Origin of the sequence: Corynebacterium marambiense (assembly GCF_016342275.1) — a bacterium.
Lineage (GTDB): Bacteria > Actinomycetota > Actinomycetes > Mycobacteriales > Mycobacteriaceae > Corynebacterium > Corynebacterium marambiense.
In genome coordinates this window covers 175,424-200,015 of the sequence record NZ_JAEIOT010000015.1, presented here as the reverse complement: position 1 = coordinate 200,015, position 24,592 = coordinate 175,424, and the positions used below count along the sequence as shown (strand labels likewise).

Below are 24,592 nucleotides of genomic sequence, written 5' to 3'. Positions count from 1 at the left end.
GGGTATTCCATAAAAGTGGAATAAACTCCTTCCACTTGTCAGATCATATCTGATCCGGGCATCTGGTCTTCCCGCACCGCACCACCGGCCCCGTCACCATCACAGGAGAAACACCATGCAGTTCCACCACCACGGATATGTTTCCGGCGATCCCCGCAGGCACCCCGCGGCGGGCACCGGTCTCGACCGGCCCACCGACTTGCCCGACACAATGGACGTCCTCGTTGTCGGTGCCGGGCCCGCCGGAATGATCACCGCAGCCCAGCTGTCGATGTTCCCGCATCTATCCACCAGGATCATCGACCGCCGACCGCACCGCCTCGAGGTCGGCCAAGCCGACGGCATCCAGGCACGAAGCGTTGAGACCTTCCAGGCGTTCGGATTCGCTAGTGAAGTCACCGACGAGGCCTACCGGATCACCGAAATGGCGTTCTGGAAACCGGACCCCGCCAACCCGGACCACATCTACCGAGCCAACCGCGCAATCGATGATGAGACCGGGGTCTCCGAGTTCCCGCACCTCATCGTCAACCAGGCCCGTGTCCTGGACTACTTCGCGGAATTCATGGACAACTCTCCGTCGCGGATGCGCCCGGACTACGGCTGGGAGTTCGTCGACCTCACCGTCGCCGACGATCCCGACGCCACCGACTACCCCGTCACGGTCCGTCTGCGACGCACGGGCGACGATAATCCGGACGCCGGGACCGAACGCACCATCCGCGCCCGCTACGTCGTCGGCTGTGACGGCGCGCGATCCGGCGTACGCCGGGCGATCGGCCGCAAACTTGAGGGCGACCAGGCTAACCACGCCTGGGGCGTCATGGATGTACTCGCCGCCACCGACTTCCCCGACATCCGGCTGAAGTGCGCCATCCAGTCCCGCTCCGGCGGCAGCATCCTGCTGATCCCCCGGGAGGGCGGGCATCTGTTCCGCATGTACGTCGATCTCGGCACCGTTACCGAGGAGCGCAAGGCCACCATCCGCTCGACGACGATCGAGGAGATCATCGCGAAGGCCAACGAGATCCTCACCCCCTACCGCGTCGATGTCCGGCACGTCGCCTGGCATTCCGTCTACGAGGTCGGCCACCGGCTGACCGACAAGTTCGACGATGTTGATGACGGTGAGCGCACGCCCCGGGTCTTCATCACCGGCGACGCCTGCCATACGCACTCCGCGAAGGCCGGCCAGGGCATGAACGTCTCGATGCAGGACGGCTTCAACATCGGATGGAAGCTCGGGGCGGTTCTCTCCGGGACCTCCCCCGCCGAACTGCTCCACACGTACTCGGCCGAGCGCCAGGTCGTGGCGAAGGATCTCATCGACTTCGACCGCACCTGGTCCACGCTCATGGCTACCCCGCCGGAGGAGTTCGACGATCCATCCTTCCTCGAGGACTTTTACGTCAAGACCGCCGAGTTCCCGGCCGGCTTCATGACGGAGTACGCCCCCTCGCTGATCACCGGCGGCACCGAGCACCAGGAGCTCGCCACCGGCTATCCGGTGGGTAAACGATTCAAGTCCGCGATCGTCAGCCGTGTTTGCGACACCAACCCGATCCACCTGGGGCACCAGGCGACCGCCGACGGCCGCTGGCGCGTGTACGTGTTCGCCGATGGTGCACCCGCGGGAACGCAGGACTCCGCCGTGGCAACGTGGGCGGAGTGGGTGGCCACCGACCCCGACTCGCCCCTGGTGTGGGGTCCGAAACCGGGGCCGGACGATGACAGTCTCCTCGATCTGCGGGTGATCTACCAGCAGCTCCACGCGGACATCCTGATCAACGAGGTCCCGCGCGTGTTCTTCCCCGAGGTCGGGCCCTTCCGGCTCACCAACATGGAGAAGGTCTTCGGCGTCACCACCTCCGACGACATCTTCACCGACCGCGGGATCAGCAGGGACGGCGCGGTCGTCGTCGTGCGGCCCGACCAATACGTCGCGGCGGTCCTCCCCCTCAATGAGCCAGAGGCCCTGGGCGCGTTCTTCCGCCCGGTGTTCGGCGGCTGACGGCTCTTCGACCCGACTTAAGCGCCTGGGTGCCTACCGACCCGGCGGCATGCGGGGACGAGTTCAATTAATGCGCTGAGCAGCATCCCCCCAGCCGCCATTCGGTCCGGGTGCTGAACGACCGGGAAAACGGCGTTTTTCCACGCCCTATCCGAGGATCAGATCGACGGAGGGAGCTCCTGCGGAGCGAACACCATCACCTCGACGCGGGCCTGGCCCTCACTTCTTTCGTGTCCTTCCCACGGGATAATTTTCATCCTCTCCGGTCGAACCTGCCCCACTACGCCAGCATGAATGAGCTCATCCAGCACAAGAGTTCCCCGATGGCCTCCTGCCCCCCGGCTTCATCGGCAGTAACGACCGGCGGGTCCCGGCTTCCCCCACGCAGATCCGGTAAGAGCTACGTCACAACCGCACCTGGCGGATTCACCACTCCACCGTGAGTGAGGTACGACTAGTGTTGTGCCATGAATAAAACCCGTGAGGTGATTCCTGGCCTGCTGCTCTGTCTGGTGGGGGCAGCCGCGTCCTTCGTGGTGGACACCTTCATCGAGAAAGCTACCGGAATCAGTGTCCTACTGCTGGTGGCAATTATCCTGGGCAGCATCGTCGGCAATATCTGGACGATCCCCGGACGGATGCTGCCCGGTGTCGCAGTCTCATCGAAGATCATCCTCAAGATCGGTGTCGCACTCCTCGGCCTCGGCGTCCCAGCAGCCACGGTGCTCGCACTCGGTTGGCCCGTTCTCATCGTCGCGGTCCTCACCGTCGTCCTCGGGTTCGCAGCGACACTCATCCTTGCTCCCGTCTTCGGCCTCCGCCGCCAACAGGCTCTGCTCATCGGAGCTGGTTGTTCCATCTGTGGTGCGGCGGCGATCGGAGCGGTCGACGGTGTCCTGACGAAGAAGAAGGAACACGAGTTCGTCACCGCCATAGCGGTGATCGCTCTCCTCGGCACGATCCTCCTGGCACTGGCGCCCGTCATCGGGTATCTAGCCGGGTGGGATCCTCGGCAGGAAGGGATCTTCATCGGTTTGAGCGTCCACGAGGTCAGTCAGGTCGTCGCAGCGGGAGGCCTCGCAGGAGCAGCAGTACTACCGATTGCGGTAACCGTCAAACTCGGTCGTGTCCTTCTCCTCGCCCCGATGATGATGATCCTCGCGGCACTCGAACGTCGGCACGCGGCCCGAGCCGCCGCCGCCGGGGAGATCACCGGAGCTCTTCCCCCGCTGGTCCCCGCATTCGTCGCAGCCTTCATCGGGCTGGTCCTCCTCCGAACCTTCGTCTCCCTCCCGACGTCCCTCATCGACACTGTCGGGGCCACCCAACACTGGATGTTCGCTGCAGCGATGTTCGCTCAGGGGACCGGCGTGACAGCGGCCACCATCCGGGCGGCCGGTTCGCGACCATTCCTCTTCGCTATCGCGGTGACAGTCGTCGTCGCCACCACCGGGGTTCTCGGAGCTCTCCTCGCCTAGGCTGAGGCCCACCCGGCAGCCCCCACCATATGGTTCCCACCAGCGAATAAACACACCAGGTGAAAACCAGCTAACTAGGGGAGCTTGCACCACTTTCGACACAAAGACATACTCGGGAGGAACAGGCTCCGGACAGCGCCCGTTCACCTGCTGTTCCACTCCTTCAACCGGAGTCCTCGCGACCGGCCTGGGCAGGGATTCCCGCCCCGACGATGTCACGGCATGCGGAAGGAACACCCGAAACGGGATTCCCGAACACGTCTTCTGGACAGGAGTTCTCAGATGAACCACCGCACAGATTCTCCCCGCACCCGACACCTCCGAACGGTCGCTTTTCTCGACATGGAGAACCTATGTGACACGAACACACCGGATGAGCTGATCGCCGGACGAATGACAGACGTCATGCTCCACACCTATCCATGGGGCCCCCGGGACCTCTGGTACGTCGGTTCCAGGCGGTCCAACCTACTCGCCGCGCAGATCGGGGTACGTGGATTCCGGGACGCCACCTTCCTCGCGGGATTCCACGGATCCGCCAGAACAAGAGAACAGATATCCCGGATGATCGACGACTTCCTCGAAGACGGACACCGGGACCACACCGTCATCGCAAGCGGCGATGATTGCTTCCTGGAGGACGTGCACAAACTCCAGGAACACGGTATCCACGTCACCGTGATGAGCCGCGGAAAACTCCTCTCCTGGCGGCTCGCTCTCGCAGCCGACGACGTCGTTCTACTCAATCAGTTCCCGGACATCCCCCTCGCCGACCCTTATCAGGTATTGAGGGACAGCGCCTGATCTACACAGGAGACGGTCTGCAGAGCGAGATATCCCTCGGCATCCGGATCCCCTCTGCGAGCAGCAACACACGTAGCTCCACATTGAGGCATCGTGTTTCTTGGCCGACGCGATCCTGCTTCACGCAGCCTCCGTGTTCCACAACCCGGAACGAAGCCACCTTCGCCAGTGTGGCACCTCCTACATTGGGCACACAGCATGACCCACCCCACAGCCCAAGGAGCACGCCGTGCCTGACATTGATTCACTCATCGATCCCGTCGGAGGATACGTCTCCGGCAGGATCTTCGTCGACGACGACATCTACCAGCAGGAACTGGAACAGGTGTGGCAACGCACCTGGGTGTTCCTCGCACACGACTCCATGCTGCCGAAGAAGGGCAGCTACCTCCAGACATACATCGGTGAAGACCCCATTGTTGTCGTCCGGCAGAAGGACAACAGCATTAGAGCTTTCCTCAACCAGTGCCGCCACCGGGGCATGCGCATCTGCCGCGCCGACCGGGGCTTGTCCAAGGGGTTCATGTGCTCGTTCCACGGCTGGGCGTACGATCTGGCCGGCAATCTCATCGACATCCCGCACGAGGACACCGCGTATCCGCAGGGAATCGACAAGTCCAAGCTCAGTGCAATCAAGGTGCCCCGCATCGAGAACTACAAGGGATTCATCTTCGGTTCCTGGGATGACACCATCCCTCCGCTCGAGGAGTACCTCGGAAACGCCAAGTACTACCTGGACGGATACCTCGACCGCTACGAGGGCGGTATGGAGGCGATCGCGGTCCACAAATGGGTGCTGCCCGCGAACTGGAAGTTCAACGTCGAGCAGCCGACCTCCGACATGCAGCACTCCGAGATCAGCCACATCTCGGCGGTGGAGGCCCTCGCCAGCGGGTCCGACACCTTCGACCGGAAGAAAGGCCGCGAGAAGATCCCCACCGGACGCCAGTTCTTCAGCCCCTACGGTCACGGCGGCGCCTGGTTCGGTCGCCGCGGCAAGGAGATCCCGAACACCGCGCCCGCGTTGATCGAATGGGAGAACTCGGTCCGCGGAGCCATCGAGGAACGGTTGGGCGAGTTCCGCGAGATCCGCGGGCACATGAACGTCTTCCCGAACTTCATGCTCCTCGGCAACTACACGTTCCGGGTGACCCATCCGCGCGGACCGAACGAAATGGAGATCTGGTCCTGGGCGTTCGTCCCCAAGGACGCCCCGGAATCCGTCAAGGAGGCGATCCGTGTCGACGTCATGCGCACCTTCTCCCCCGGCGGCATGTTCGAGCAGGACGACGCCGAGAACTGGGAGGAGATGCAGCACATTCTCCAGGGTGCGATGGCCCGAAAAACCGGGTTCACCTACAACATGCGCGGAGTTCCCGTCAGTGCGGACGAGGACGGCTACCCGGGTGGTTCCACCGCCCACGTCTACTCCGATAATGCCGCGCTCAACATGTACGGGTTCTACCGGGATCTCATGAGCGGAGCCAGCTGGGAGGATCTCAAAGCCGTGCGTGGTGGCGAACCGGAGATCAGGAACGCCGACTACTCCGCGGTCATGGCGGAGGGGGTCGACGCACTCAACACCGAGGCGGAATTCGGCATCGACGAAGCGAATGCGGCACTCGACGCGGCGGCCGATGCGGCCGCACGGATCCCGGCGGCGGCGCGCGTGGAAGCCACACCGACCGGAGCCGCCGGCAAGGCGGACGCCACAGCCCGGGGCGTCGACGGAAGCAGCACCCCAACCCGTGAACACGACGGCCCCACGGCGGCGACGATGCGTGACATCGTCCGCGCCGAGGCAGCGGCCGAGTCTCGTCAGCGCACGATGGCCGGTACCGCCGCTCACCCCACAGCAACCGATCCTAAGGAGCAGCAGTGACCAGCCCGAACCCGACACTGGCGGAACGTATCCCCGTTACCGCGGAGACCGAACGGGCGATCACCCGTTTCCTCTACGACGAAGCTGAACTCGTCGACAACATGGAGTGGGACGCCTGGCTCGAGACCCTGCACCCGGATGTCTACTACTGGGCGCCGGTCCGGGAGAACAGGGTGTTCCGGGAACGGAAACACGAGTTCTACCCGCGGGGGACCTCCGTGTACTTCGAGGAGAACTGGGAGTACCTCCGCCAACGTGTGTTCCGTCTGCAGACGCAGAAAGCCTGGGCGGAGGAGCCCGCGTCCCGCACGCGCCATCTCGTGACGAACGTCCGGGTCGACGGGCGGGAAGACGGCAACTTCAACGTCCGGTCGAACTTCTACATCTACCGCTCCCGCGGGGAGCGGTACCAGGACCACATCTCCGGTGAGCGCCGGGACATCATCGTGCGCGACGAGTCCGCGCGCTGCGGTTTCCTCATCCTCGAACGGGAGATCCGGTTCGACATGGCGACCATCCTGATCAAGAACCTGAGCCTCTTCTACTAGGAGAACCATGAAGACAACGAACCTCCTGCGCGTCGGCGTCGTCGTCACCGACCTCGATGCCGCGATGGACAGCTACCGCCGTATCCACGGCATCACCGACTGGGACGTCTCCCGCGTGGACGCGGAGCAGACCTCGTCCGCGGTCAGCTACGGCCGCACGACCTCGACCACCCCCGGGACCTGGCGGGCCGCGGTCGGGACGACCTGGCCCGCACCTGCCGCGACGGGCCCCGGGGGCGGCCCCGCCCGGCCCGTGACCTTCGAACTCATCGAGCCCACGGGCGGGGAATCGCCATTCAACGAGTACCTGCTCACCAAGGGGCCCGGGATCTGCTTCATCCGGGTCCTCGCCACCGGCGACGACGTCGCCGGACATTTCGGCAGGCTCGGTGTCCCCGCCATCTACAGTGCCGACATCGGCGGCTCCCGACGGACCTTCTACGACACGCGGGCCGCTCTCGGGGGATTCCTCGTGGAGATGGTCACCGGGGCAGCCGAACCGACGGCGGACGCCACCGACCGGGAACCCACCGGCGGAGTCCTTCCCCCGCTCCAGGGAATCCACCATTTCGGCGTCATCGTTGACAACGTCCTCGAGAGCCTCGAGGCGTACCGGGACATCTTCGGGATCACGAGATTCGAGTGCAAAACCTGGCAGACAGGTCGCGGTCGACTGGATGATCCCCAGTATCGCGGGGAGAAAGTCGATCACGGCTACTTCACTGCGCAGGGCACGGCGGGGGACTTCGGTTTCGAGATCATCCAGTGCAAGTACGGACCGAGTCACTACGACCGCGAATTCTCGGACATCCGCGGCCCCGGGATACACCACATGTTCAGCTGGATGACTACGGACGAAGGGGAATGGCAAGACACGGTCGCGGCGATGACCGAGGCAGGCCACGGCCTGTGCATGGGATCTCCCCTGCGGGGACACGCCGCCGAGTTCGGTTACTTCGACGTGTTCGATGCTCTCGGCGGATACCTCATCGAGGGAGTGCTGCGCCGACGTCCGCCGGCGCCGGAGTACCTGCGACCCGACTGGGTCGTCGACTTCGGGCAGCAGCAATGATCCGCGTCATCCACACCTTCGGCCCCCTTCCCGACGGTCTCGTCGACGAGGTCCGCGCGCTCCGCGGGCGGGTGGAGCAGGCGGAAGTCTATTCCACTCTCGCAGCCGACGAAGAGGAACACGCACTCGCACTGCTACTGCCCGACGATCGCGCGTACGGGGACCTGCTCCGCGGGATCACGGATCATCCGGTCCTGCACGATCTGCTCCGCAGCGACGGGACCGGGACCGCGATCTACCGGCAGGTTCCCTATGCGCTGGAGGGCGCCGTCTGGCGGCCTCTCGAACGCCCCGATCCGGCAGTGCTGTGGCCCGCCCGCGGGCCGGTGGACATCGTGATTCAGGGTGCCTACGAGGACGAACCAGAGATGCGCGGCCTAACCGCGAGGGAGATCTCCGACACTCGACGGGAACCCGGCTGCCTCGCCTATGCGTGGTACGAGAACATCGAGCTTCCGAATCACCTCATGCTCCTGGAGACGTGGGCGGATCAGCAGATCTACGATGCGCACTGGTTTGGGCGCACGGAGACGGCCGCGTACCGCGGTGATTCGGGTCGGCGTCCCACGCCACCGGAAAGAGGGGAACCAGTCCGGGAGTTCTACCGGAGCCAAAGGTTCGAGTTCCACTACGGGCGGATGCTGCCGATCGATGTCCGCGCCTACTCCCAGACCGTGGAGTGGTCGGCGAGCTGACCGTCGAGACGTCCGCCGGGGTGAGGCGCCATCCGCGATTCGCGGATGGCGCCTCACCCATTCAGTCAGGGCACCCGTGAGACCGGGCCGCGGCCCCGCATTCCGCCTGATGAAACGCCGTACCACCCACCGGAACGAGTTGTAGCTCACAGTCGACACGGATGTTTCTCTTGGATCACACACCGTTCCCTACCTTCATCTGGAGCACCCATGACACAGTCCACCCCGGCGGGCACCGACCCGACGGATCTCGCTGCGACGGCCAGCGCGGTCGTCCCGGAGAGCACCGATCCCCGCGAGCGACGGCGCGCCGTTGTCTCCAGTTTCCTCGGCAGCACCGTCGAGTACTACGACTTCCTCCTCTACGCCGCGGCAGCCGGCCTCGTGTTCCCGAAGCTGTTCTTCGGTTCACTGAGCCCGGAGCTCGGCACGACACTCTCCTTCCTCATCCTGCTGATCGGCTACATCTCCAGGCCGATTGGCTCGATGGCCTTCGGCCACTTCGGTGACAAGTACGGGCGAAAGAACGTGCTCGTCGTCACCCTGCTGACCATGGGCCTCGTCTCGGTGACCATCGGACTCATGCCTTCAGCGGATCAGATTGGGGTCGCCGCACCGATCATCCTCGTCGTCCTGCGGACGGTGCAGGGGCTGGCTGTCGGCGGTGAATGGGCGGGCGCGACGCTCATGGCGATGGAACACTCCAAACGGAAGAACAAGGGTTTCGGCGCGTCCCTCGCCATCGCGGGTGGCCCCGCGGGCGCCGTGCTCTCCACCCTCGTTCTCGCGGTCTTCTCCAAGATCTCCGGGGACAACTTCGCGAACCCCGAGAAGTACTTCGTCACCGACTGGGGCTGGCGCGTGCCCTTCCTGTTCTCCGCAGGAATCGTCATGTTCGGCCTCTACCTTCGTTCACGGGTGACCGAGTCGCCGGAGTTCGAGGCCGCCCGGCGCGAGGGCCGCGTGCACACCGGCGTACCGCTGGTGAAGATGCTCCAGAATTCACCCCGCGAACTGGTCCTCGGTTCCCTCGCCGGCATGGCCGGACTGTTCATCCAGGGGCTCCAGGCATCCTTCATGGTGCCCTACATCGTCCGCCAGAGCGCTGACTCCGCCGACCCCATCTCCCGGGGAGATGCACTGATGATGCTGACCATCGGCTCGGTGGTCGCGATCTTCGTCATGCCGGGACTCGCGGCGCTCTCAGATCGGTTCGGGCGTCGCCGCGTGATGCTGCTCGGCGGTCTGGTCTCGGTGGTGGGTCTTTGGATCGTCCTCCGGATGATCCAGACAGGCGACCCATCCAACGTGTGGATCGGCATGATCCTGATGGTCTGTGTCGTCCAGCCCGCCCAGTACGGCCCCATCGGCGCCTTCCTTTCCGAGAAGTTCGATCCGGCCCACCGCTACACGGGAGCCGGAATCACGTTCCAGGTCTCCGCGATCCTCGGCGCCGGAACCGCCCCGCTCATCGCCAACAAACTGATGGGCACGAACACGGATCTGACCCCGGTCGCGATCTACGCGACCATGCTCTTCATCATCAGTTCGATCGCGATCTACGTCTCCAAGGAGACCGCCCACCGGGAGACCCCGGAGGAGCATTTCCAGGAGACCGCGGTTTTCAAGGCCTGACCGCCACTCAGCCGGTGTTCCGCTCCGTGGAACACCGGCTGAGGGCAGTTCCCGGGGGCCATACGATCGGTCCTACCACCGGTGATACCGGTTGATACCGGTCTCTACCCGTCACGCGCCGGTCGAACCCAGGCCCCGGGCCCCAACGGCGTTCACCACCCCACGCTCCAAGGAGAATAAAGATGACCCCCCGTAGTTACACCAGCACCTGGGACGATCTCGCCGAGGTGGCATTCGATCAGGGATACATTGAGGCCGGCGGCTACCGTACGCGGTACCTCCACGCCGGAACTCCGGACAAGCCCACCCTGTTCATGCTTCACGGGATCACCGGCCACGCAGAGGCCTACGCGCGGAACCTCGCCGCCCACGCGGAGCACTTTAACGTGTACGCCATCGACTTCATCGGCCACGGTTACAGCTCCAAGCCGGAGCACCCGCTGGAGATCAAGCACTACATCGGCCAGGTCCTCGCCATCATGGATGAGCTCGGCGTCGAGAAGGCGTACTTCTCCGGTGAATCACTTGGTGGATGGACCACCGCCCGCCTGGCGCAACAGCACCCGGAGCGCGTCGAGCGCATCGTTCTGAACACAATGGGCGGAACGATGGCCAATCCGAAGGTTATGGAACGCCTACTCACCCTGTCCACCGAAGCCGCCGAGGATCCGAGCTGGGAGCGCGTCAAAGCCCGATTGGAGTGGCTGATGGCGGATCCGACGATGGTCACCGCCGATCTCATCCGGACCCGGCAGCGGATCTTCGAGCAGGACGACTGGAAGATGGCCTGCCAGATGAACATGGCACTCCAGGATCCGGAGATCCGCCGCCGGAACATGCTCTCGGACGATGATCTCCGCGAGATCCAGGCGCCCGCTCTCGTCCTGTGGACCACCAAGGATCCCTCCGGCCCGGTTGACGAGGGACGCCGGATCTCGGAACTCATCCCGAACGGTCAGCTCGCCGTAATGGAGAACTGTGGACACTGGCCCCAGTACGAGGACACCGAGACCTTCAACAAAATCCAGCTGGACTTCCTGCTCGACCGGACGTCCTGAACAGCGAATCAAGGAGAACCACATGAGTATCCAGCTGCTGGCCATGTCGCACAGCCCCTTGCTCGGCATCGCCGACGCACCCTCCGATGTTTCCGCCGAGCTCGACGAGGCCTTCGCTACGGTTCGCGCTGCGGTCGATGAGTTCGACCCCGAGCTCGTCGTCACTTTCGCCCCCGACCACTACAACGGATTCTTCTACGACCTGATGCCGCCCTACTGCATCGGCTACGAGGCCCTCGGCGTCGGCGACTACGACTCCCAGTCGGGTCCACTCGACGTGCCCACCGGAATCAGCGAGGAGATGGCGCAGTTCGTCATAGACCGGGATGTCGACATCGCGATCTCCCGCCGTATGGAGATCGACCACGGTGCCGTCCAACCGCTCGAGGTGCTCTGGAACGATATCGCCGCGAAGCCAACCATCCCGATCTACGTCAACGGTGTCGCCCGGCCCTTCGTCCCTATGCGCCGGGTCCGCAGAATGGGCCAAGCGGTGGGCGAGTTCCTGGCCGGCCGCGACGAGCGGATCCTGCTCATCGCATCCGGTGGTCTCAGCCACGATCCCCCGGTCCCGCAGTGGGCCACCGCCACGGATGAACAGCGCGCTCTCCTGCTCGCAGGCCGCCACCCAACCGAGGAGGCACGCAACGCACGCCAGCAACGGGTCATCGACACCGCGAAGAAGTTCGCCGAAGGTGAGGCCGACATCCTCGACCTCAACCCCGAATGGGATCGAGGTTTCATGGCCGCCTGCGCGGCCTCTGATCCAGAACGGTTCGACCGGTACACCGCCGATGAGATGGATGCCGAGGCAGGCCACTCCTCCCACGAGGTCCGCTCCTGGGTCGCAGCGTTCTCCGCGCTCCACGCAGCCACCGGCGGCTACCGCGTGACCTACGAGTACTACCGGCCCATCCGGGAGTTCATCGCCGGCTTCGGCATCATGTCCGCCCGATGACACGAGCCCCATTCCCACCATCTCTCCCCCTCTAATCCAGCCCGAGCAGGAGTCACGTTCACCCATGACAGATCAGTACCAGCGGATGGCGGATGAACTCGCCGCCGCCTACCGCACCCGACGGCCCGTCGCCCCACCCCGCACCGTGATCGACGGTCTCGACGTCGACGGCGCCTACCGCATCCAACAGCTGACGGAGGCCGCATTCACCGCCGCCGGTCAGCGGATCGTAGGCAGGAAGATCGGTCTCACCTCGGCCGCCATGCAACAGCAGCTCGGTGTTGACAGTCCCGACTTCGGGTTCTTCACCCAGGACATGGTCCACCGTGCCGGCGAACCGATCGCCGCGGATCAGTTCATCGCCCCCCGGATCGAACCGGAGCTCGGTTTCCGGCTGGGTTCGGACCTGGCCTCCAACGCGACCTTCGACGATGTCGTCGCCGCCATCGATGAAACGTATCTCGCGGTGGAAATCATCGATTCCCGGGTCCGCGACTGGGACATTCGACTCGTGGACACCATCGCCGACAACGCGTCCTGCGGTGCGGTCGTCATCGGCGGTTCCCCCGTCGATGTTCCGGTGGACCAGCTCCCGTCGGTTGCCGCCGCGATGCGTGTGGACGGCGAACTGACCGGTGAAGGCACCGGCGCCGCCGTGATGGGGCATCCCCTCGAACCACTGGTCTGGCTCGCGGGAGTCCTGGGTGAACAGGGGGTCACGCTCCGCCGCGGCGACCTGATCCTCACCGGTAGCTTCTGCGCCGCCGCCCCCATCGCGCCCGGCACCGTCGTGGAAGTCGACTACGGATCTCTCGGAACCCTGACCACATCCTTCACCTAAAGGGAAGAAAGCACATGAGCGACAAATACACCGCAGCCATCGTAGGCCCCGGGAATATCGGGACCGATCTGCTGATGAAACTGCTGAAGAACTCCCGCAACATCGAACCTGTCTACATGATCGGCGTGGATCCCACCTCCGACGGTCTCGCCCGCGCGGAGAAGCTCGGCGTCGAGGCGTCACCGGGTGGTGTCGACTGGTTGCTCTCCCGTGACCGGCTCCCGGACATCGTCTTCGAGGCGACCTCCGCCGGCGCGCACCGTGCGAACGCCCCCCGATACCGGGAGGCGGGTATCCGGGCCATCGATCTGACCCCTGCCGCCGTGGGACCCCATCTGTGCCCGTCCGTGAACATGGACACGTTGCGCACGGTGGACAACGTCAACATGATCACCTGCGGTGGTCAGGCGACCACCCCGATCGTCGCCGCCGTCTCGAGGGTGGTGCCCGTCGAATATGCGGAGATCGTGGCGTCCATATCCTCCAAGTCCGCAGGTCCGGGAACCCGCGCCAGCATCGACGAATTCATGGCGACGACCTCAGCTGCCCTGGAGAAGGTCGGCGGCGCGAAACGCGCGAAGTCGATTCTCATCCTCAACCCGGTGGAACCGCCGATGCTCATGCGCAACACGGTCTACTGCGCCCTTCCCCCGGAGGCTGCGGAGCCCGGACCGCTCCAGGACCGGATACGTGAATCCGTGCAGCAGATGGTCGCCGACGTCCAGAAATACGTTCCCGGCTACCACCTCACGGCGGAACCCCAGTTCGACACCGCGCGTTCCGACTGGCGGGGATGGGGCCGGGTGACCGTCCTCATTGAGGTACGGGGCGCCGCCGACTACCTGCCGGAGTACGCCGGAAACCTCGACATCATCACAGCGGCGGCGGTCGCGACCGCCGACACCTACGTCGACCTCCTCCGCCGGAACGACGCCACCACCGCACCGGTCAGTGCAGCCCGGTGATCCCGACAGAGAAGAAGAGAACCGACATGACCAGAATAAGACTGAACGACACGACCCTCCGCGACGGCTCACATTCCGTCCGCCACCAGTACACGCCAGAACAGGTGCGCGCAGTGGTACGGGCGTTGGATGACGCGAACATCGAGATGATCGAGGTCACCCACGGTGACGGTCTCGGTGGATCGTCCTTCAACTACGGGTTCTCCCACACCAGCGACCTCGATCTCGTCGAGGTCGCGGTGGACGAGGCCCGCCACGCAAAGATCGCTGTCCTCCTGCTCCCCGGACTCGGAACAGTGGCGGACCTGAAGGAAGCCCATGCGCGCGGTGCCGGTATGGTCCGCATCGCCACGCACTGCACCGAGGCGGACATCTCCATCCGGCATTTCCAGGCCGCCCGGGAACTCGGTCTGGAAACAGGTGGCTTCCTCATGCTCTCCCACCGGATCAGTCCGGCGGAACTCGCGGCGCAGGCCAGGATCATGGTCGACGCGGGATGTCAGTGCGTCTATGTCGTCGATTCCGCAGGAGCGCTGATCATGGAGCAGGCGGAAGATCGCGTGAAGGCGCTCGTGGATGAGATCGGTGACGAAGCCCAGGTCGGCTTCCACGGACACCAGAACATGTCCTTCGGGGTCGCGAACTCCGTGCTCGCGGTTCGCGCCGGGGCCCGCCAGATCGACGGATCACTCGCCGGGCTGGGCGCCGGTGCAGGCAACTCCCCCACCGAGGTTGTCGCCACGTCCTTCGCGGTCCTCGGAATCGAGACCGGTGTGGACGTGGAGAAAATCCAGGCCGCGGCCGAGGATGTCCTCAAGCCGATGGTGTCGCGCCTACCCGCCATCGACCGCAGCTCCATCGTGCAGGGCCAGATGGGTGTCTACAGTTCCTTCCTGCTGCACGCCGAGCGGGCGAGTGAACGATATGGTGTCCCCACAGCTGACATCCTGCGCGAAGTTGGTCGCCGGGGTTATGTCGGTGGCCAGGAGGACATGATCATCGATGTGGCGGTGCATCTGAGCGACGCCGCAGCGTGAACGTAGATCCAGAAACCGGGGTGTGCCCCGCCCGTTCGCCGGGCGGGGCACACCCCGGTTTTCTTGTGCGGTCGCGTTGAGATCCTGCTGCGGCGCCCATCTCGCCGGGCAGTGCCGGTCTCGGTTCCGCTGGTCCCCGGAGAGAGCGGAATCAGGCAGAGGACGCCACCTGCTCCTGTTGCATCTGGTGGAAGAGAACGGCCTTTCCCGCTGCAGCACAGATCCGCTTCAGAGCCGGGATGTGAGCTCCGGGATCAAACTGGCTGGCGGGGCCGGAGACCGACATGGCGGCCACCGGCAGGTTGTAGCGGCCGTAGATCGGCGCAGCGACGCAACTCAGCCCGACGAGGATCTCTTGGCGGTCGAATGCTACTCCATCGCGGCGGACCTGCCCCAGTTCTTCGCGGAACGCATCCGGGTCCGTGATCGTATAGGGGGTCCACCGGTGGAGGCCGCCCTTGATGGCGGCTTCAATCCGCATCTCGTCCCAGGCCATCAGAGCCTTTCCCACTCCCGTGCAGTAGGCCGGGGCCCTGCCTCCGATCCGCGACGGTGAGGTGACGCGCCGCGCGGAGAAGAGCTTGTTGACGTAGACCACCTCGTTCCCCTGGAGGAACGCGAGATGAACGGTCTGACGGGTCTCCTCGAAGAGTCCGGCGAGGAAGGGGGTGAGCACCTCACTGATGAACTCGGTGTGCCGCGAACCACGTTCGCTCGTCAGCTCGTAGCAGAGTGGTCCCAGGCGGTAGACCTCCCCCGACCGTTCCACGGCGCCGTTGGCCACCAGTGTGCTCAGCAGACGGTGTGCCGTGGACTTTGGCAGGTCGGCCCGGCGCGCCAGTTCGCTCACCCCGACGCCGAGTGAATCATTGTCACTGAAACTCCGGAGCAGGCTGAATGCCTTGTCGACCGCACTACGGGGGTCGGACTGGGGGCTGGTGGGCGTCATCGGTTCTTCTCCTGGTGAAACGTCGTCCTGGCAGTCGTGGCGACTCGGTGCCATCTATTGTGCTCGTCGTCACACAACTACGGTGGGCGCCGTTCCACGATGTGGCACACCGGCGGGGGTACCGCACAAACCCCCACCTCCTCCACAAAAAAGGTGACGACGTGAGATAAGACTATCCCGAGCAGCGTATGCCCGAGATGTGCACCGGTTCGACAGGGGGGAGCGTCCGTGAGCGCAGGACGACAGAAAACTCCCGTGCACCGCGAAGGTAGTGGAGCAAAACCATCGCAAATCGGGGGCCCCCATAACAGACAATTAACAGGCTGGAGATGACCGGTGGAAACCCTTTCTGACTAGGCGCTTCCTCTGCTCGGGACAGTCCCATCACCGAAAGATCCATGTCCACCGCCCCACCCGAATGTCGGGACCGTTCCACCCAACGGAACAAGACCTGACCCCCAACCAACTGTGTCGGCAAGCTGTAGACACATTCAGATGTGAGTCATATAACACCCGCCCCGCCGGACCCGATCACTACCCGACTCATCTCACAGTCCAGATCGATTCCGGCTCCCTGAACAGACGAGGAGATGAGACCTTCACCGTGTCTGCATCCACCAGCCCACTCCCCCGCGGAACCCTGTCCCGCCCCACCGGTCTCGACCAACCACTCGACGTCTCGGGCATGGTTGACCCCGACGGTGGTCTGATCGACCGTCGGATCTTCGCTGATCAGCAGGTCTATCAGCAGGAAATGCGCCGAATCTTCGCACGAAGCTGGTTGTTCATCGCCCACGAGGATCAGCTCCAGAAACCCGGTGACTTCTTCCAGACGTACATGGGTGAGGACCCCGTCATCGCGACGATGAATAAGAAACGTGAGTACCGGGTCCTGCTCAACAACTGCCGCCATCGCGGCGCCCGCGTCTGCCGTGCGGACTACGGCAAAACCAAAAACTTCACCTGCACCTACCACGGCTGGGCCTACGACCTGGACGGCAACCTGTCCAACGTTCCTGCCCAGGACTCCTACCCGGATACCTTCAACCCCGCCGACTGGGGCCTGGTCACTGCGCCCCGCGTCGAGAGCTACAAGGGCCTGATTTTCGCGAACTGGGACGCGGACGCGGAACCACTCGCCGATGCCCTCGGCGACATGAAGTGGTACATCGACGCGTTCATGGACCGCGACCCGGAGGGCACCTGTGTCGTCGGTGGGGTGACGAAGTGGGTGCTCGAAGGCAACTGGAAACTCGCCGCCGAGCAGTTCGCCACCGACTGGTACCACGTCAACATGTCCCACGCCTCCGCACTGATGGTCATGTCCCCCACCGGTAAAGGGCCGAAGAAGGAAATCGCCCAGCGGTCCGGCAAGCAGTACACCGACGACCACGGGAACGGCGCCGGGTTCCCCGTGCACCCGAGGAACCGGTTCGACGCCCAGCCAGTCCACGAGTACTACGACTACGACTTCCTCAGGGAACGTCTCTCACCGGAACAGGTCACCGGACCACTCACCAACGGGCACGCGACGGTGTTCCCGAACTTCTCCTACCTCCCGGTCAACGGCTCCATCCGCGTGTGGCACCCCAAGGGACCAAATCGGATGGAGGTCTGGTCCTGGACGGTCTTGGACAAGTCGATGCCCGAGGACGTCCGCCGGGCACAGCGGCTCTACAACCTCCGCACCTTCGGTCCCTCCGGCATCTTCGAGCAGGACGACGGGGAGAACTGGTCCGAATGCCAGGCCAACGCCCACGCCTTCATGGTCGGAAACACGGCCCTGAACTACCAGATGGGCATCGGCACCGAACAGGAGAACCCGGGATACCCGGGCACGACCTCCGAGCTGTACTCCGATGCCGCCGGCCGGGGACTCTACCGCCGCTGGCGCGAACTGATGTCCACCCCAGCCTGGCACGAAGCGTGATCCGAGCAGCCCCTCATTCTGAAAGGTCCGAACATGTCTGAACCCATCAGAGTCGGCACAGTCGACGACATCGATCAGGAAGAAGCCCTGGTCATCGATCCGGAAACGTCCGGTCATCCCGTCGGTATCGCCGTCTTCCACACCGATGAAGACGAGTTCTATGCGCTCGACGACATCTGCACGCACGCCGACGCTTCCCTCGCCGACGGCTGGATCGAAGGCAGTGAGGTCGAGTGCCCCATGCACGCCGGGAAGTTCTGCCTGAAGTCCGGCAAGGTCCTCTCGATGCCCGCCGTCGAAGACACCAACACGCACAAAGTGGAGATCCGGGATGACGAAATCTGGCTCTACCCGGGCGTCCCCGCAGAGGAGAACGACGATGAGTGACTCCCAAGGACGGAACCCCGAATCCGTGACCGTGATCGGCGGCGGCATCGGCGGGTTCACCGTCGCCAGTGAACTCCGCAACCACGGCTACACCGGCCCGGTCGTCATCATCGATCCCGAGGGACACCCCTACGACCGACCCCCGCTCTCCAAGGAAATGCTCACCGGAGAGAAGAACGCCGAACAGCTGCTCCTCGCGGCACGCAGCTGGTACGGGGACAATGACATCGAGCTGCTCCGCGACTCGGTCGTCCGCATCGATCCGGAGGCCCGGACCCTGGTGCTGGAAAATTCCGGGGAACGCCCCTTCCACGATCTCGTCATCGCAACCGGCGGCATCCCCCGGCAACTCCCCATCCCCGGTTTCGACAATCCCGATCTCCTGGTCCTCCGCAGTTTGGACGACGCCCGGAAACTGCGCCAGAACCTGAAGCGCGGAACACACCTGGCGATCATCGGCGCGGGCCTGATCGGTGCCGAGGTCGCATCCTCCGCGATCAGCCTGGGGGCCACCGTCACCCTCATCGATCCGGCGCCGGTCGCCCTCGTCCCCGCCGTCGGTGCGGAGATCGCACACCGCCTGCACGACCTGCACGCCGCCAACGATGTCGCCTACGTGCAGGGCATGACAACGGGTATCCACGAGAACCACGGCACCTTCACTATCGACGTCGACGGGCATGACAGCATCGAAGCTGACTGCGTCCTGCTCGCGGTGGGCATCGTCGCCGAAGAGCGCCTCGCGCAGTCCGCCGAACTCGACTGCGACGGCGGCATCCTGGTCGACGCCGCGCAGCGAACCACGGCAGACGGAATCTGGGCCGTGGGCGACTGCGCCCGACTGCGCACCGCGGACGGCCACCTGGAGCGCAGGCACGAGCATTGGGAATCCGCGGTGTTCGAAGCGCAGACCGCCGCCGCGTCGATTCTCGGCCGCCCGCTACCGGAGCACGGTGCGAGCTGGTTCTGGACCGACCGCTACGGGGTCCACGTCGAATGCGTCGGCTCGATGACGGCCGAGGGAAACACCATCATCCGACCCGATGGTGACGGCAATCCCGACATCGTCTTCCGGCTGAACCCGGACGGGACCATGGCCGGTTGCGCCGCCTACGACAACGGCATGGCCGTCCGCGCGGCCCGACGGATCATCGACCGCGGCATCGTCGCGGACCCGGAGAAACTCGCTGATCCGGGAATCAACATCAAGAAACTCGCCCGGTGACCGACCGGACGCGGAGAAGGAGAACACCATGACCGACTACCTGCGGCGCGAAGACATCACCGTCGGCGAGCGCGTGGACCACGCCCTCTACTACGAACTCGTCAACTTCTACAACGACGAGGCCGACCTCCTCGACGAGGGGCGGTACGTCGACTGGCTCGAACACTTCGCACCCGACCTCTACTATTGGGCCCCCACCCGGACGAACCGGCTCCGCCGCCAACAGGCACTCGCGATCGCCGGGCCGGACGAGGCAGCATTCTACGACGAGACCCACGATTCCCTGGCCTGGCGCATCCGCCGCTTCGACTCCGGAATGGCCTGGGCAGAGGACCCGCCGTCCCGAACCCGGCACCTCATCACCAACCTGAGTGCCCGACACGCGAGCGGCGAAGACGAACCCGACATCATCGAGGTCCGAACGAACTTCCTCGTGTGGCGGACCCGACTCGAACGCGAACGCGACATCTTCGTCGGCACGCGCACGGATCTCCTCCGTCGGACCGACAAGGGCTTCCGGATCTTCGACCGCCGGATCCTCCTCGACATCAACGTGCTGCCGAGCAAGAACATCTCCACGTTCTTCTAGAGAGGAGACACCATGACACCCGGCAGAACGACACTGATCACCGGCGCCGGCTCCGGACTGGGGGCGGCCCTGGCCGCGCGCTTCGCACGGGAGGGCTCCAACGTCGCGGTCCTCGACATCGACCTGGACAGGGCTCGGGCCGTCGCCGCGGACATCGAATCCAACGGCGGATCCGCGCTCCCCCTCGCCGCCGATGTCCGGACACCGAAGGACCTGCACGCCGCGGTCGATGAGACCATCGGTACCTTCGGGCGCCTCGACACAGTCATCCCCAACGCGGGGATCTGGGACTACCAGCGCTCCCTCACCCGCCTGGACGGCGAGGAACTCTCGGCCATGTTCGACGAGATCTTCGCCGTCAACGTCAAGGGCTATCTCCTCACCGTCGAAGCGACCTGGCGGGAACTCGTCAAGACCCGCGGCTCAATCGTGATGACCCTGTCCAACGCGTCCTTCTACGCCGACGGCGGCGGTCCGGTCTACACGGCCAGCAAGTTCGCCGACCGAGGCCTCATGCTCCAGTTCGCCCACGAACTGGCGCCCAAGGTCCGCGTCAACGGTGTCGCCGTCGGCGGAATGCAGACCGATCTCCGCGGCCCCAAGGCGATCGGTCTCGACTCCCGGAGCTTCTCCGACACCATCGGACGCCGCTCCGGCACCTCAAACCCCTACATCCCGCTCCACGACATCTCCACGGATCCGACGGGATTCACCGGCCCCTACGTCCTGCTCGCGTCACCCACCGACGCCGGTGCAGTCACGGGCGCCATCATCAACGCCGACGGCGGAATCGCCGCCCGAGGCTTCAGAAACTCAGCAGGAGGCGATGACCTGTGATGATCACGGGAGTCCACCACAGTTCCGAGAAACTCGACGTCAACCCCTGTTCCCAGATCCTCCGCCACGCCCTCTACCAGCCCGAAGAGGTGGCGGTCGTCTACGAGGACGAGTCCACCAGCTACGCGGACCTGGTCGCGGAGATCCGCGCCTGGGCCGCCCACCTCGATGAAGCCGGTGTCAGGCAGGGCGACCGCGTGGCGTTCCTGGGAATGAACTCGAAGTCCTTCGTCCTGACGATGCTGGCCAGCTGGTGGCTCGGTGCCACCTTCATGCCCTTCAACTTCCGGCTCTCCGCACCGGAGGTCACCCAGCTGCTGCTGCAGGGCACCCCGCACACCATCGTCGTGGAGGGCAGCCACCTCGACATGGCCAGGCACATCTACGGAATCGACAGGCACCACGTGCTCGTCATCGACGATGACCCGCACGCGGCGGCCGACGGCGACATACCGATCTACTGGAAGCGAACGTCCTGCGCGCTGCCGGATCTCGACACGACAATGGTCACCCGCCCACGCCCGATGACGATGGCAGACCTGGCGCTACTGCTATTCACCTCCGGCACGACGGGGCTCCCCAAGGGCGCCCAGCTCACCTTCGGCAACCTCTGGTGGAATGCCATCAACGTCGACACGATGGTCGACTCGCGCCCGGGTGACACCACGCTCGCGACCGCACCGTTGTTCCACGTCGGGGCATTGAACTCCTTCGCGATCCGGGCTCTCGTCCGCGGAAACAGACTGCTCATCCACCGCCACTTCGACCCCGCCCGGGTACTGCGGGATATCGACCACTACCAGGTCGGGTCGGCGTTCCTCGTCCCCGCACAACTCGACGCGATGTACTCCCACCCAGACTTCGCGAACTCCGAATTGAAGACGCTCCGAGCCACGATCTGCGCGGGCGCACCCGTACCCCCGGTCCTCATCCGTCGATACCTGGCCAAGGGCGTCAACGTGCAGCAGGCCTGGGGATTGACCGAGACCGCCCCGTTCGCCACCTATCTCCCGCCCCGGATGACCGAGCAGAAGGCAGGCTCCTGCGGGATCCCGATGCCCTATACAGAGATCAAACTGGTCAACCCCGACACCGGCGAAGAGGTGAAGAACGCCGGTGAGACCGGTGAACTGTGGGTCCGGGGTCCGAACGTCGCCACCGGATACTGGAACAACCCCGAAGCCACCGAGAAGGCCTACACCGCGGGCTGGTTCCACTCCGGTGATCTCGGGAGCAAAGATGAAGACGGATACTACTACATCATCGACCGACTCAAGGACCTCATCATCACCGGTGGCGAGAACGTCTACTCGGCGGAGGTGGAGCGCGTCCTCGCCGAAATTGACGGTGTCCGCGGAAGCGCCGTCGTCGGACAACCCGACCCGAAGTGGGGTGAGATCGTGGTCGCGGTCATCGAATCGGAATCGGGCCATGAGTTCTCGCTCGAGGAGGTGCGTGACCACTGCGGGCATCACCTCGCCCGGTACAAACTCCCGAAGCGAGTGATCATGGTCGATCAAATCACACGCAACTCCGCCGGAAAGGTCGACAAGATCGCCATCCGGCAGATCGTCCGCGATTCGAAGGAGCAGGAGCAGTGAGCGCGGTCCACATCTCCCAGTCTCCACTCCGCCACACCTACCCCTACGGTAGCGACGACATGGAGCTGCCGTTCGGGACGGTCGAGTCGATGCGCACGGGTGTGGGCGAGGTTTTCACCGCGCACCCGGAGTGCCGACGCATAGTCATCGCAGTGCCGGAAGGAGACCTCATGGCCATCTCCGAGTGCGAGGCAGCGGGTCTCCGCTACGTCGTCGACGTCGAGACCCGAGAAGGCGCCGACGTATCCCTCATGGTCGCCGAGCCCGACTGGCTCACCCGACAGTCCACCGACATCTCTGAACTGGAGCTGAAATGAACTTCACCGAACAATGGGAACGTTTCTACGCAAAAGTAGACGACGTCGCTGTTACGCTCAAGCTGTACCCGGTGTCCGGCGACAAGGAACACGTCACCGTGGGCATGCCGCTACACAAGGCGATCACCCAACCCGCCGGGATGTTCTCCGCACCGGCACTCTTCGGGCTCGCTGACATCACCGGAACATGGCTCGCGATGCAGCAGGTCGAGCCGGGGGTGTTCCCGCTGGCGGTCTCATCCTCGGTAAACGTGGTGTCGAACACGCGGGAGGGGGACGCCGTGGCAACCGCCGACATCGTCCGCGCCGGTCGTACCGTGATCGTCACGGACACCACGGTACGTTCCTCCGTTGACGATTCCGTCCTCGCGAAGGTGGTGACCACTTACACGGTTCCGCGAGGTAGGTAATTTGGAAATCGTTAACCTCAGTGCAGGTCGCACTTCTCCACCTTGGGGTTGACCATCCGGACGCCCCACAGGGAGAACAGCGAGATGATGATGAGGTAGACGCCGATGGACAAGGACGTCCCGGTCTCGTTCAGCAAGAGCTGCGCGATCATTGGGGCGAATGCACCTCCGATGATGGATCCCGCCGCGTATCCGATGGAGATGCCCGAGAGCCGGACTTTCGCAGGGAACATCTCGGCGTAGAGCGCGGCCTGTGGTCCGTAGGTGGCGCCGAGAAGCTGCCCGAGGATCACCACCGCGAGTCCGAAAAAGAACACGTTGGCGGTGTCGATCATGATCCACATGGGGATGGCGAACAGTGCCATGATGATGTAGCCCCAGGTGAACACGTTCCGTCTACCGAGCCGGTCGGAGAGAGCACCCCAGAGGATGGTGCCGACGGTCCAGGATACGGCTCCAGCCAGGGATATAAATAGAACCGTTGACCGGGGCATTCCCAGTACTTTCGCCCCGTAGGAGCTGAAGAAGGCGATCGCCAGGTAACCGGCGGCGTTGTCTGCGGCGAAGATCATGGCGCAGAGGATCACCGGTTTCTTGTGCCCGGAGAAGAGAACCTTCAGGGGCGCCGAGGATTCCTTCTGAAGTTTCTCCAGCTCGGCGAAGACCGGGGATTCCTCGCACATTTTCCGGATCAGGTAGCCGATGATGATCATGACCACCGATGAGAGGAACGGGATGCGCCAGCCCCAGGACTCAAACTGCTGGGGTGTGGTGATCGTGGTGAGCACGAGCATGAACAGGGTCGCGAGGATCATGCCGCACGGCACACCTACTTGTGGAAAGGAACCGAAGTAGCCGCGTCGGTGGACGGGGGCGTGTTCGACAGCAAGGAGTGCGGCACCGCCCCACTCACCACCTGCGGAGAAGCCCTGGAGGAGTCGGAGGCCGATGAGGATGAGGGGGGCGGCCATGCCGATCTGTTCGTAGGTGGGCAGGAAACCGATGGCGACGGTAGCACCCCCCATTCCCAGCAGGGTGAGGGTGAGCACGAATTTTCGGCCTTTCCGGTCCCCGAGGTGTCCGGCGACAACGGCGCCGAGGGGACGGACGAGGAAGGACAGACCGAGGGATGCCCAGGAGACGATTTGTGCCAGGGCCGGTGAGTTGTTGCCTGCGGGGTTGAAGAACTGGGAGGCGAAGATCAGGCCTGCAGCTTGCGCGTAGATGAAGAAGTCGAACCATTCGACGGTCGTTCCGACCATCGAACCGGCAAGAACCTTCTTGTGTTCTTTTGTCAGTGGACCGGAGAAGGAGTTCTTGGGTTGCCCGGTCGTGATATTGGTCGTCATGGTGACCTTCCTGG

General features: G+C 64.3%; 23 protein-coding genes. 21 read left to right on the top strand and 2 right to left on the bottom strand.

Annotation, left to right across the window (positions count from 1 at the left end; all coding sequences use genetic code 11):
* Nucleotides 1-115 precede the first annotated feature (115 nt).
* From JDV76_RS11230 to dmpG, 13 genes are all read left to right on the top strand, one after another.
* Nucleotides 116-2,011, top strand: coding sequence for an FAD-binding monooxygenase (locus JDV76_RS11230; protein ID WP_198736980.1), 1,896 nt, complete (start codon nt 116-118; stop codon nt 2,009-2,011).
* Nucleotides 2,012-2,478: 467 nt separating this feature from the next.
* The gene (locus JDV76_RS11225) at nt 2,479-3,489 is read left to right on the top strand and encodes a YeiH family protein (protein WP_198736979.1); all 1,011 of its coding nucleotides are present in this window, start codon (nt 2,479-2,481) and stop codon (nt 3,487-3,489) included.
* A 282-nt stretch (nt 3,490-3,771) separates the two neighbouring features.
* On the top strand, nt 3,772-4,293 hold the full coding sequence (locus JDV76_RS11220) for an NYN domain-containing protein (RefSeq protein WP_198736978.1): 522 nt from the start codon (nt 3,772-3,774) through the stop codon (nt 4,291-4,293).
* Between the two features lie 229 nt (nt 4,294-4,522).
* Entirely contained in the window at nt 4,523-6,175 is a 1,653-nt protein-coding gene (locus tag JDV76_RS11215; protein WP_198736977.1) for an aromatic ring-hydroxylating oxygenase subunit alpha, read from the top strand.
* Nucleotides 6,172-6,723 carry a 3-phenylpropionate/cinnamic acid dioxygenase subunit beta gene (locus tag JDV76_RS11210; RefSeq protein WP_198736976.1) on the top strand — a complete coding sequence of 184 codons (552 nt, stop codon included), beginning with the start codon at nt 6,172-6,174 and terminating at the stop codon, nt 6,721-6,723. The genes JDV76_RS11215 and JDV76_RS11210 overlap by 4 nt, the downstream gene beginning before the upstream one ends.
* A gap of 7 nt (nt 6,724-6,730) precedes the next feature.
* Entirely contained in the window at nt 6,731-7,795 is a 1,065-nt protein-coding gene (locus JDV76_RS11205; RefSeq protein WP_198736975.1) for a VOC family protein, read from the top strand.
* Complete coding sequence (locus JDV76_RS11200; RefSeq protein ID WP_198736974.1) at nt 7,792-8,490, top strand: putative quinol monooxygenase; 699 nt, start codon at nt 7,792-7,794, stop codon at nt 8,488-8,490. The genes JDV76_RS11205 and JDV76_RS11200 overlap by 4 nt, the downstream gene beginning before the upstream one ends.
* Nucleotides 8,491-8,700: 210 nt before the next feature.
* A complete protein-coding gene (locus tag JDV76_RS11195; protein ID WP_198736973.1) occupies nt 8,701-10,125 on the top strand; it encodes an MFS transporter in 1,425 nt (474 codons plus the stop codon).
* Nucleotides 10,126-10,307: 182 nt separating this feature from the next.
* Complete coding sequence (locus JDV76_RS11190) at nt 10,308-11,183, top strand: alpha/beta fold hydrolase (RefSeq protein WP_198736972.1); 876 nt, start codon at nt 10,308-10,310, stop codon at nt 11,181-11,183.
* Between the two features lie 22 nt (nt 11,184-11,205).
* Entirely contained in the window at nt 11,206-12,141 is a 936-nt protein-coding gene (locus JDV76_RS11185) for a 3-carboxyethylcatechol 2,3-dioxygenase (RefSeq protein ID WP_198736971.1), read from the top strand.
* Nucleotides 12,142-12,205: 64 nt separating this feature from the next.
* Nucleotides 12,206-12,982 carry a 2-keto-4-pentenoate hydratase gene (locus JDV76_RS11180; protein ID WP_198736970.1) on the top strand — a complete coding sequence of 259 codons (777 nt, stop codon included), beginning with the start codon at nt 12,206-12,208 and terminating at the stop codon, nt 12,980-12,982.
* 14 nt (nt 12,983-12,996) lie between these two features.
* Nucleotides 12,997-13,947: an acetaldehyde dehydrogenase (acetylating) gene (locus JDV76_RS11175; RefSeq protein ID WP_198736969.1), complete on the top strand. Its 951-nt coding sequence runs from the start codon at nt 12,997-12,999 to the stop codon at nt 13,945-13,947.
* A 26-nt stretch (nt 13,948-13,973) separates the two neighbouring features.
* Nucleotides 13,974-14,984 (top strand): 4-hydroxy-2-oxovalerate aldolase, encoded by a 1,011-nt coding sequence (gene dmpG / locus JDV76_RS11170; RefSeq protein ID WP_198736968.1) that lies wholly within the window; start codon nt 13,974-13,976, stop codon nt 14,982-14,984.
* A 151-nt stretch (nt 14,985-15,135) separates the two neighbouring features.
* Here the strand turns inward: dmpG and JDV76_RS11165 are convergent, their stop codons facing one another.
* Entirely contained in the window at nt 15,136-15,933 is a 798-nt protein-coding gene (locus JDV76_RS11165; protein ID WP_198736967.1) for an IclR family transcriptional regulator, read from the bottom strand.
* Between the two features lie 604 nt (nt 15,934-16,537).
* Between JDV76_RS11165 and JDV76_RS11160 the strand changes: the two genes are divergently transcribed.
* Genes JDV76_RS11160 through JDV76_RS11125 form a run of 8 tightly spaced genes read left to right on the top strand, consistent with a single transcriptional unit; the run spans nt 16,538 to nt 23,229 of the window.
* Nucleotides 16,538-17,863 carry an aromatic ring-hydroxylating dioxygenase subunit alpha gene (locus JDV76_RS11160; RefSeq protein WP_198736966.1) on the top strand — a complete coding sequence of 442 codons (1,326 nt, stop codon included), beginning with the start codon at nt 16,538-16,540 and terminating at the stop codon, nt 17,861-17,863.
* Between the two features lie 33 nt (nt 17,864-17,896).
* Nucleotides 17,897-18,250 carry a non-heme iron oxygenase ferredoxin subunit gene (locus JDV76_RS11155; protein WP_198736965.1) on the top strand — a complete coding sequence of 118 codons (354 nt, stop codon included), beginning with the start codon at nt 17,897-17,899 and terminating at the stop codon, nt 18,248-18,250.
* Nucleotides 18,243-19,475: an NAD(P)/FAD-dependent oxidoreductase gene (locus JDV76_RS11150; protein ID WP_198736964.1), complete on the top strand. Its 1,233-nt coding sequence runs from the start codon at nt 18,243-18,245 to the stop codon at nt 19,473-19,475. Before JDV76_RS11155 ends, JDV76_RS11150 begins: the two co-directional genes overlap by 8 nt.
* Nucleotides 19,476-19,503: 28 nt before the next feature.
* A complete protein-coding gene (locus JDV76_RS11145) occupies nt 19,504-20,064 on the top strand; it encodes an aromatic-ring-hydroxylating dioxygenase subunit beta (RefSeq protein ID WP_198736963.1) in 561 nt (186 codons plus the stop codon).
* Nucleotides 20,065-20,076: 12 nt separating this feature from the next.
* Nucleotides 20,077-20,901 carry an SDR family NAD(P)-dependent oxidoreductase gene (locus JDV76_RS11140; RefSeq protein WP_198736962.1) on the top strand — a complete coding sequence of 275 codons (825 nt, stop codon included), beginning with the start codon at nt 20,077-20,079 and terminating at the stop codon, nt 20,899-20,901.
* A complete protein-coding gene (locus tag JDV76_RS11135; RefSeq protein ID WP_232959372.1) occupies nt 20,901-22,502 on the top strand; it encodes an AMP-binding protein in 1,602 nt (533 codons plus the stop codon). Before JDV76_RS11140 ends, JDV76_RS11135 begins: the two co-directional genes overlap by 1 nt.
* Nucleotides 22,499-22,819 carry a hypothetical protein gene (locus JDV76_RS11130; RefSeq protein ID WP_248140965.1) on the top strand — a complete coding sequence of 107 codons (321 nt, stop codon included), beginning with the start codon at nt 22,499-22,501 and terminating at the stop codon, nt 22,817-22,819. The genes JDV76_RS11135 and JDV76_RS11130 overlap by 4 nt, the downstream gene beginning before the upstream one ends.
* The gene (locus JDV76_RS11125) at nt 22,816-23,229 is read left to right on the top strand and encodes a PaaI family thioesterase (RefSeq protein ID WP_198736960.1); all 414 of its coding nucleotides are present in this window, start codon (nt 22,816-22,818) and stop codon (nt 23,227-23,229) included. Before JDV76_RS11130 ends, JDV76_RS11125 begins: the two co-directional genes overlap by 4 nt.
* A 17-nt stretch (nt 23,230-23,246) precedes the next feature.
* Here the strand turns inward: JDV76_RS11125 and JDV76_RS11120 are convergent, their stop codons facing one another.
* A complete protein-coding gene (locus JDV76_RS11120) occupies nt 23,247-24,578 on the bottom strand; it encodes an MFS transporter (RefSeq protein ID WP_198736959.1) in 1,332 nt (443 codons plus the stop codon).
* Between the last annotated feature and the right edge of the window lie 14 nt (nt 24,579-24,592).

Coding starts and splice junctions, on each gene's coding strand:
- JDV76_RS11230 (WP_198736980.1), top strand. CDS start 116: ATGCAGTTCCACCACCACGGATATGTTTCCGGCGATCCCCGCAGGCAC.
- JDV76_RS11225 (WP_198736979.1), top strand. CDS start 2,479: ATGAATAAAACCCGTGAGGTGATTCCTGGCCTGCTGCTCTGTCTGGTG.
- JDV76_RS11220 (WP_198736978.1), top strand. CDS start 3,772: ATGAACCACCGCACAGATTCTCCCCGCACCCGACACCTCCGAACGGTC.
- JDV76_RS11205 (WP_198736975.1), top strand. CDS start 6,731: ATGAAGACAACGAACCTCCTGCGCGTCGGCGTCGTCGTCACCGACCTC.
- JDV76_RS11200 (WP_198736974.1), top strand. CDS start 7,792: ATGATCCGCGTCATCCACACCTTCGGCCCCCTTCCCGACGGTCTCGTC.
- JDV76_RS11195 (WP_198736973.1), top strand. CDS start 8,701: ATGACACAGTCCACCCCGGCGGGCACCGACCCGACGGATCTCGCTGCG.
- JDV76_RS11190 (WP_198736972.1), top strand. CDS start 10,308: ATGACCCCCCGTAGTTACACCAGCACCTGGGACGATCTCGCCGAGGTG.
- JDV76_RS11185 (WP_198736971.1), top strand. CDS start 11,206: ATGAGTATCCAGCTGCTGGCCATGTCGCACAGCCCCTTGCTCGGCATC.
- JDV76_RS11180 (WP_198736970.1), top strand. CDS start 12,206: ATGACAGATCAGTACCAGCGGATGGCGGATGAACTCGCCGCCGCCTAC.
- JDV76_RS11175 (WP_198736969.1), top strand. CDS start 12,997: ATGAGCGACAAATACACCGCAGCCATCGTAGGCCCCGGGAATATCGGG.
- dmpG (WP_198736968.1), top strand. CDS start 13,974: ATGACCAGAATAAGACTGAACGACACGACCCTCCGCGACGGCTCACAT.
- JDV76_RS11165 (WP_198736967.1), bottom strand. CDS start 15,933: ATGACGCCCACCAGCCCCCAGTCCGACCCCCGTAGTGCGGTCGACAAG.
- JDV76_RS11155 (WP_198736965.1), top strand. CDS start 17,897: ATGTCTGAACCCATCAGAGTCGGCACAGTCGACGACATCGATCAGGAA.
- JDV76_RS11150 (WP_198736964.1), top strand. CDS start 18,243: ATGAGTGACTCCCAAGGACGGAACCCCGAATCCGTGACCGTGATCGGC.
- JDV76_RS11145 (WP_198736963.1), top strand. CDS start 19,504: ATGACCGACTACCTGCGGCGCGAAGACATCACCGTCGGCGAGCGCGTG.
- JDV76_RS11140 (WP_198736962.1), top strand. CDS start 20,077: ATGACACCCGGCAGAACGACACTGATCACCGGCGCCGGCTCCGGACTG.
- JDV76_RS11135 (WP_232959372.1), top strand. CDS start 20,901: ATGATCACGGGAGTCCACCACAGTTCCGAGAAACTCGACGTCAACCCC.
- JDV76_RS11125 (WP_198736960.1), top strand. CDS start 22,816: ATGAACTTCACCGAACAATGGGAACGTTTCTACGCAAAAGTAGACGAC.
- JDV76_RS11120 (WP_198736959.1), bottom strand. CDS start 24,578: ATGACGACCAATATCACGACCGGGCAACCCAAGAACTCCTTCTCCGGT.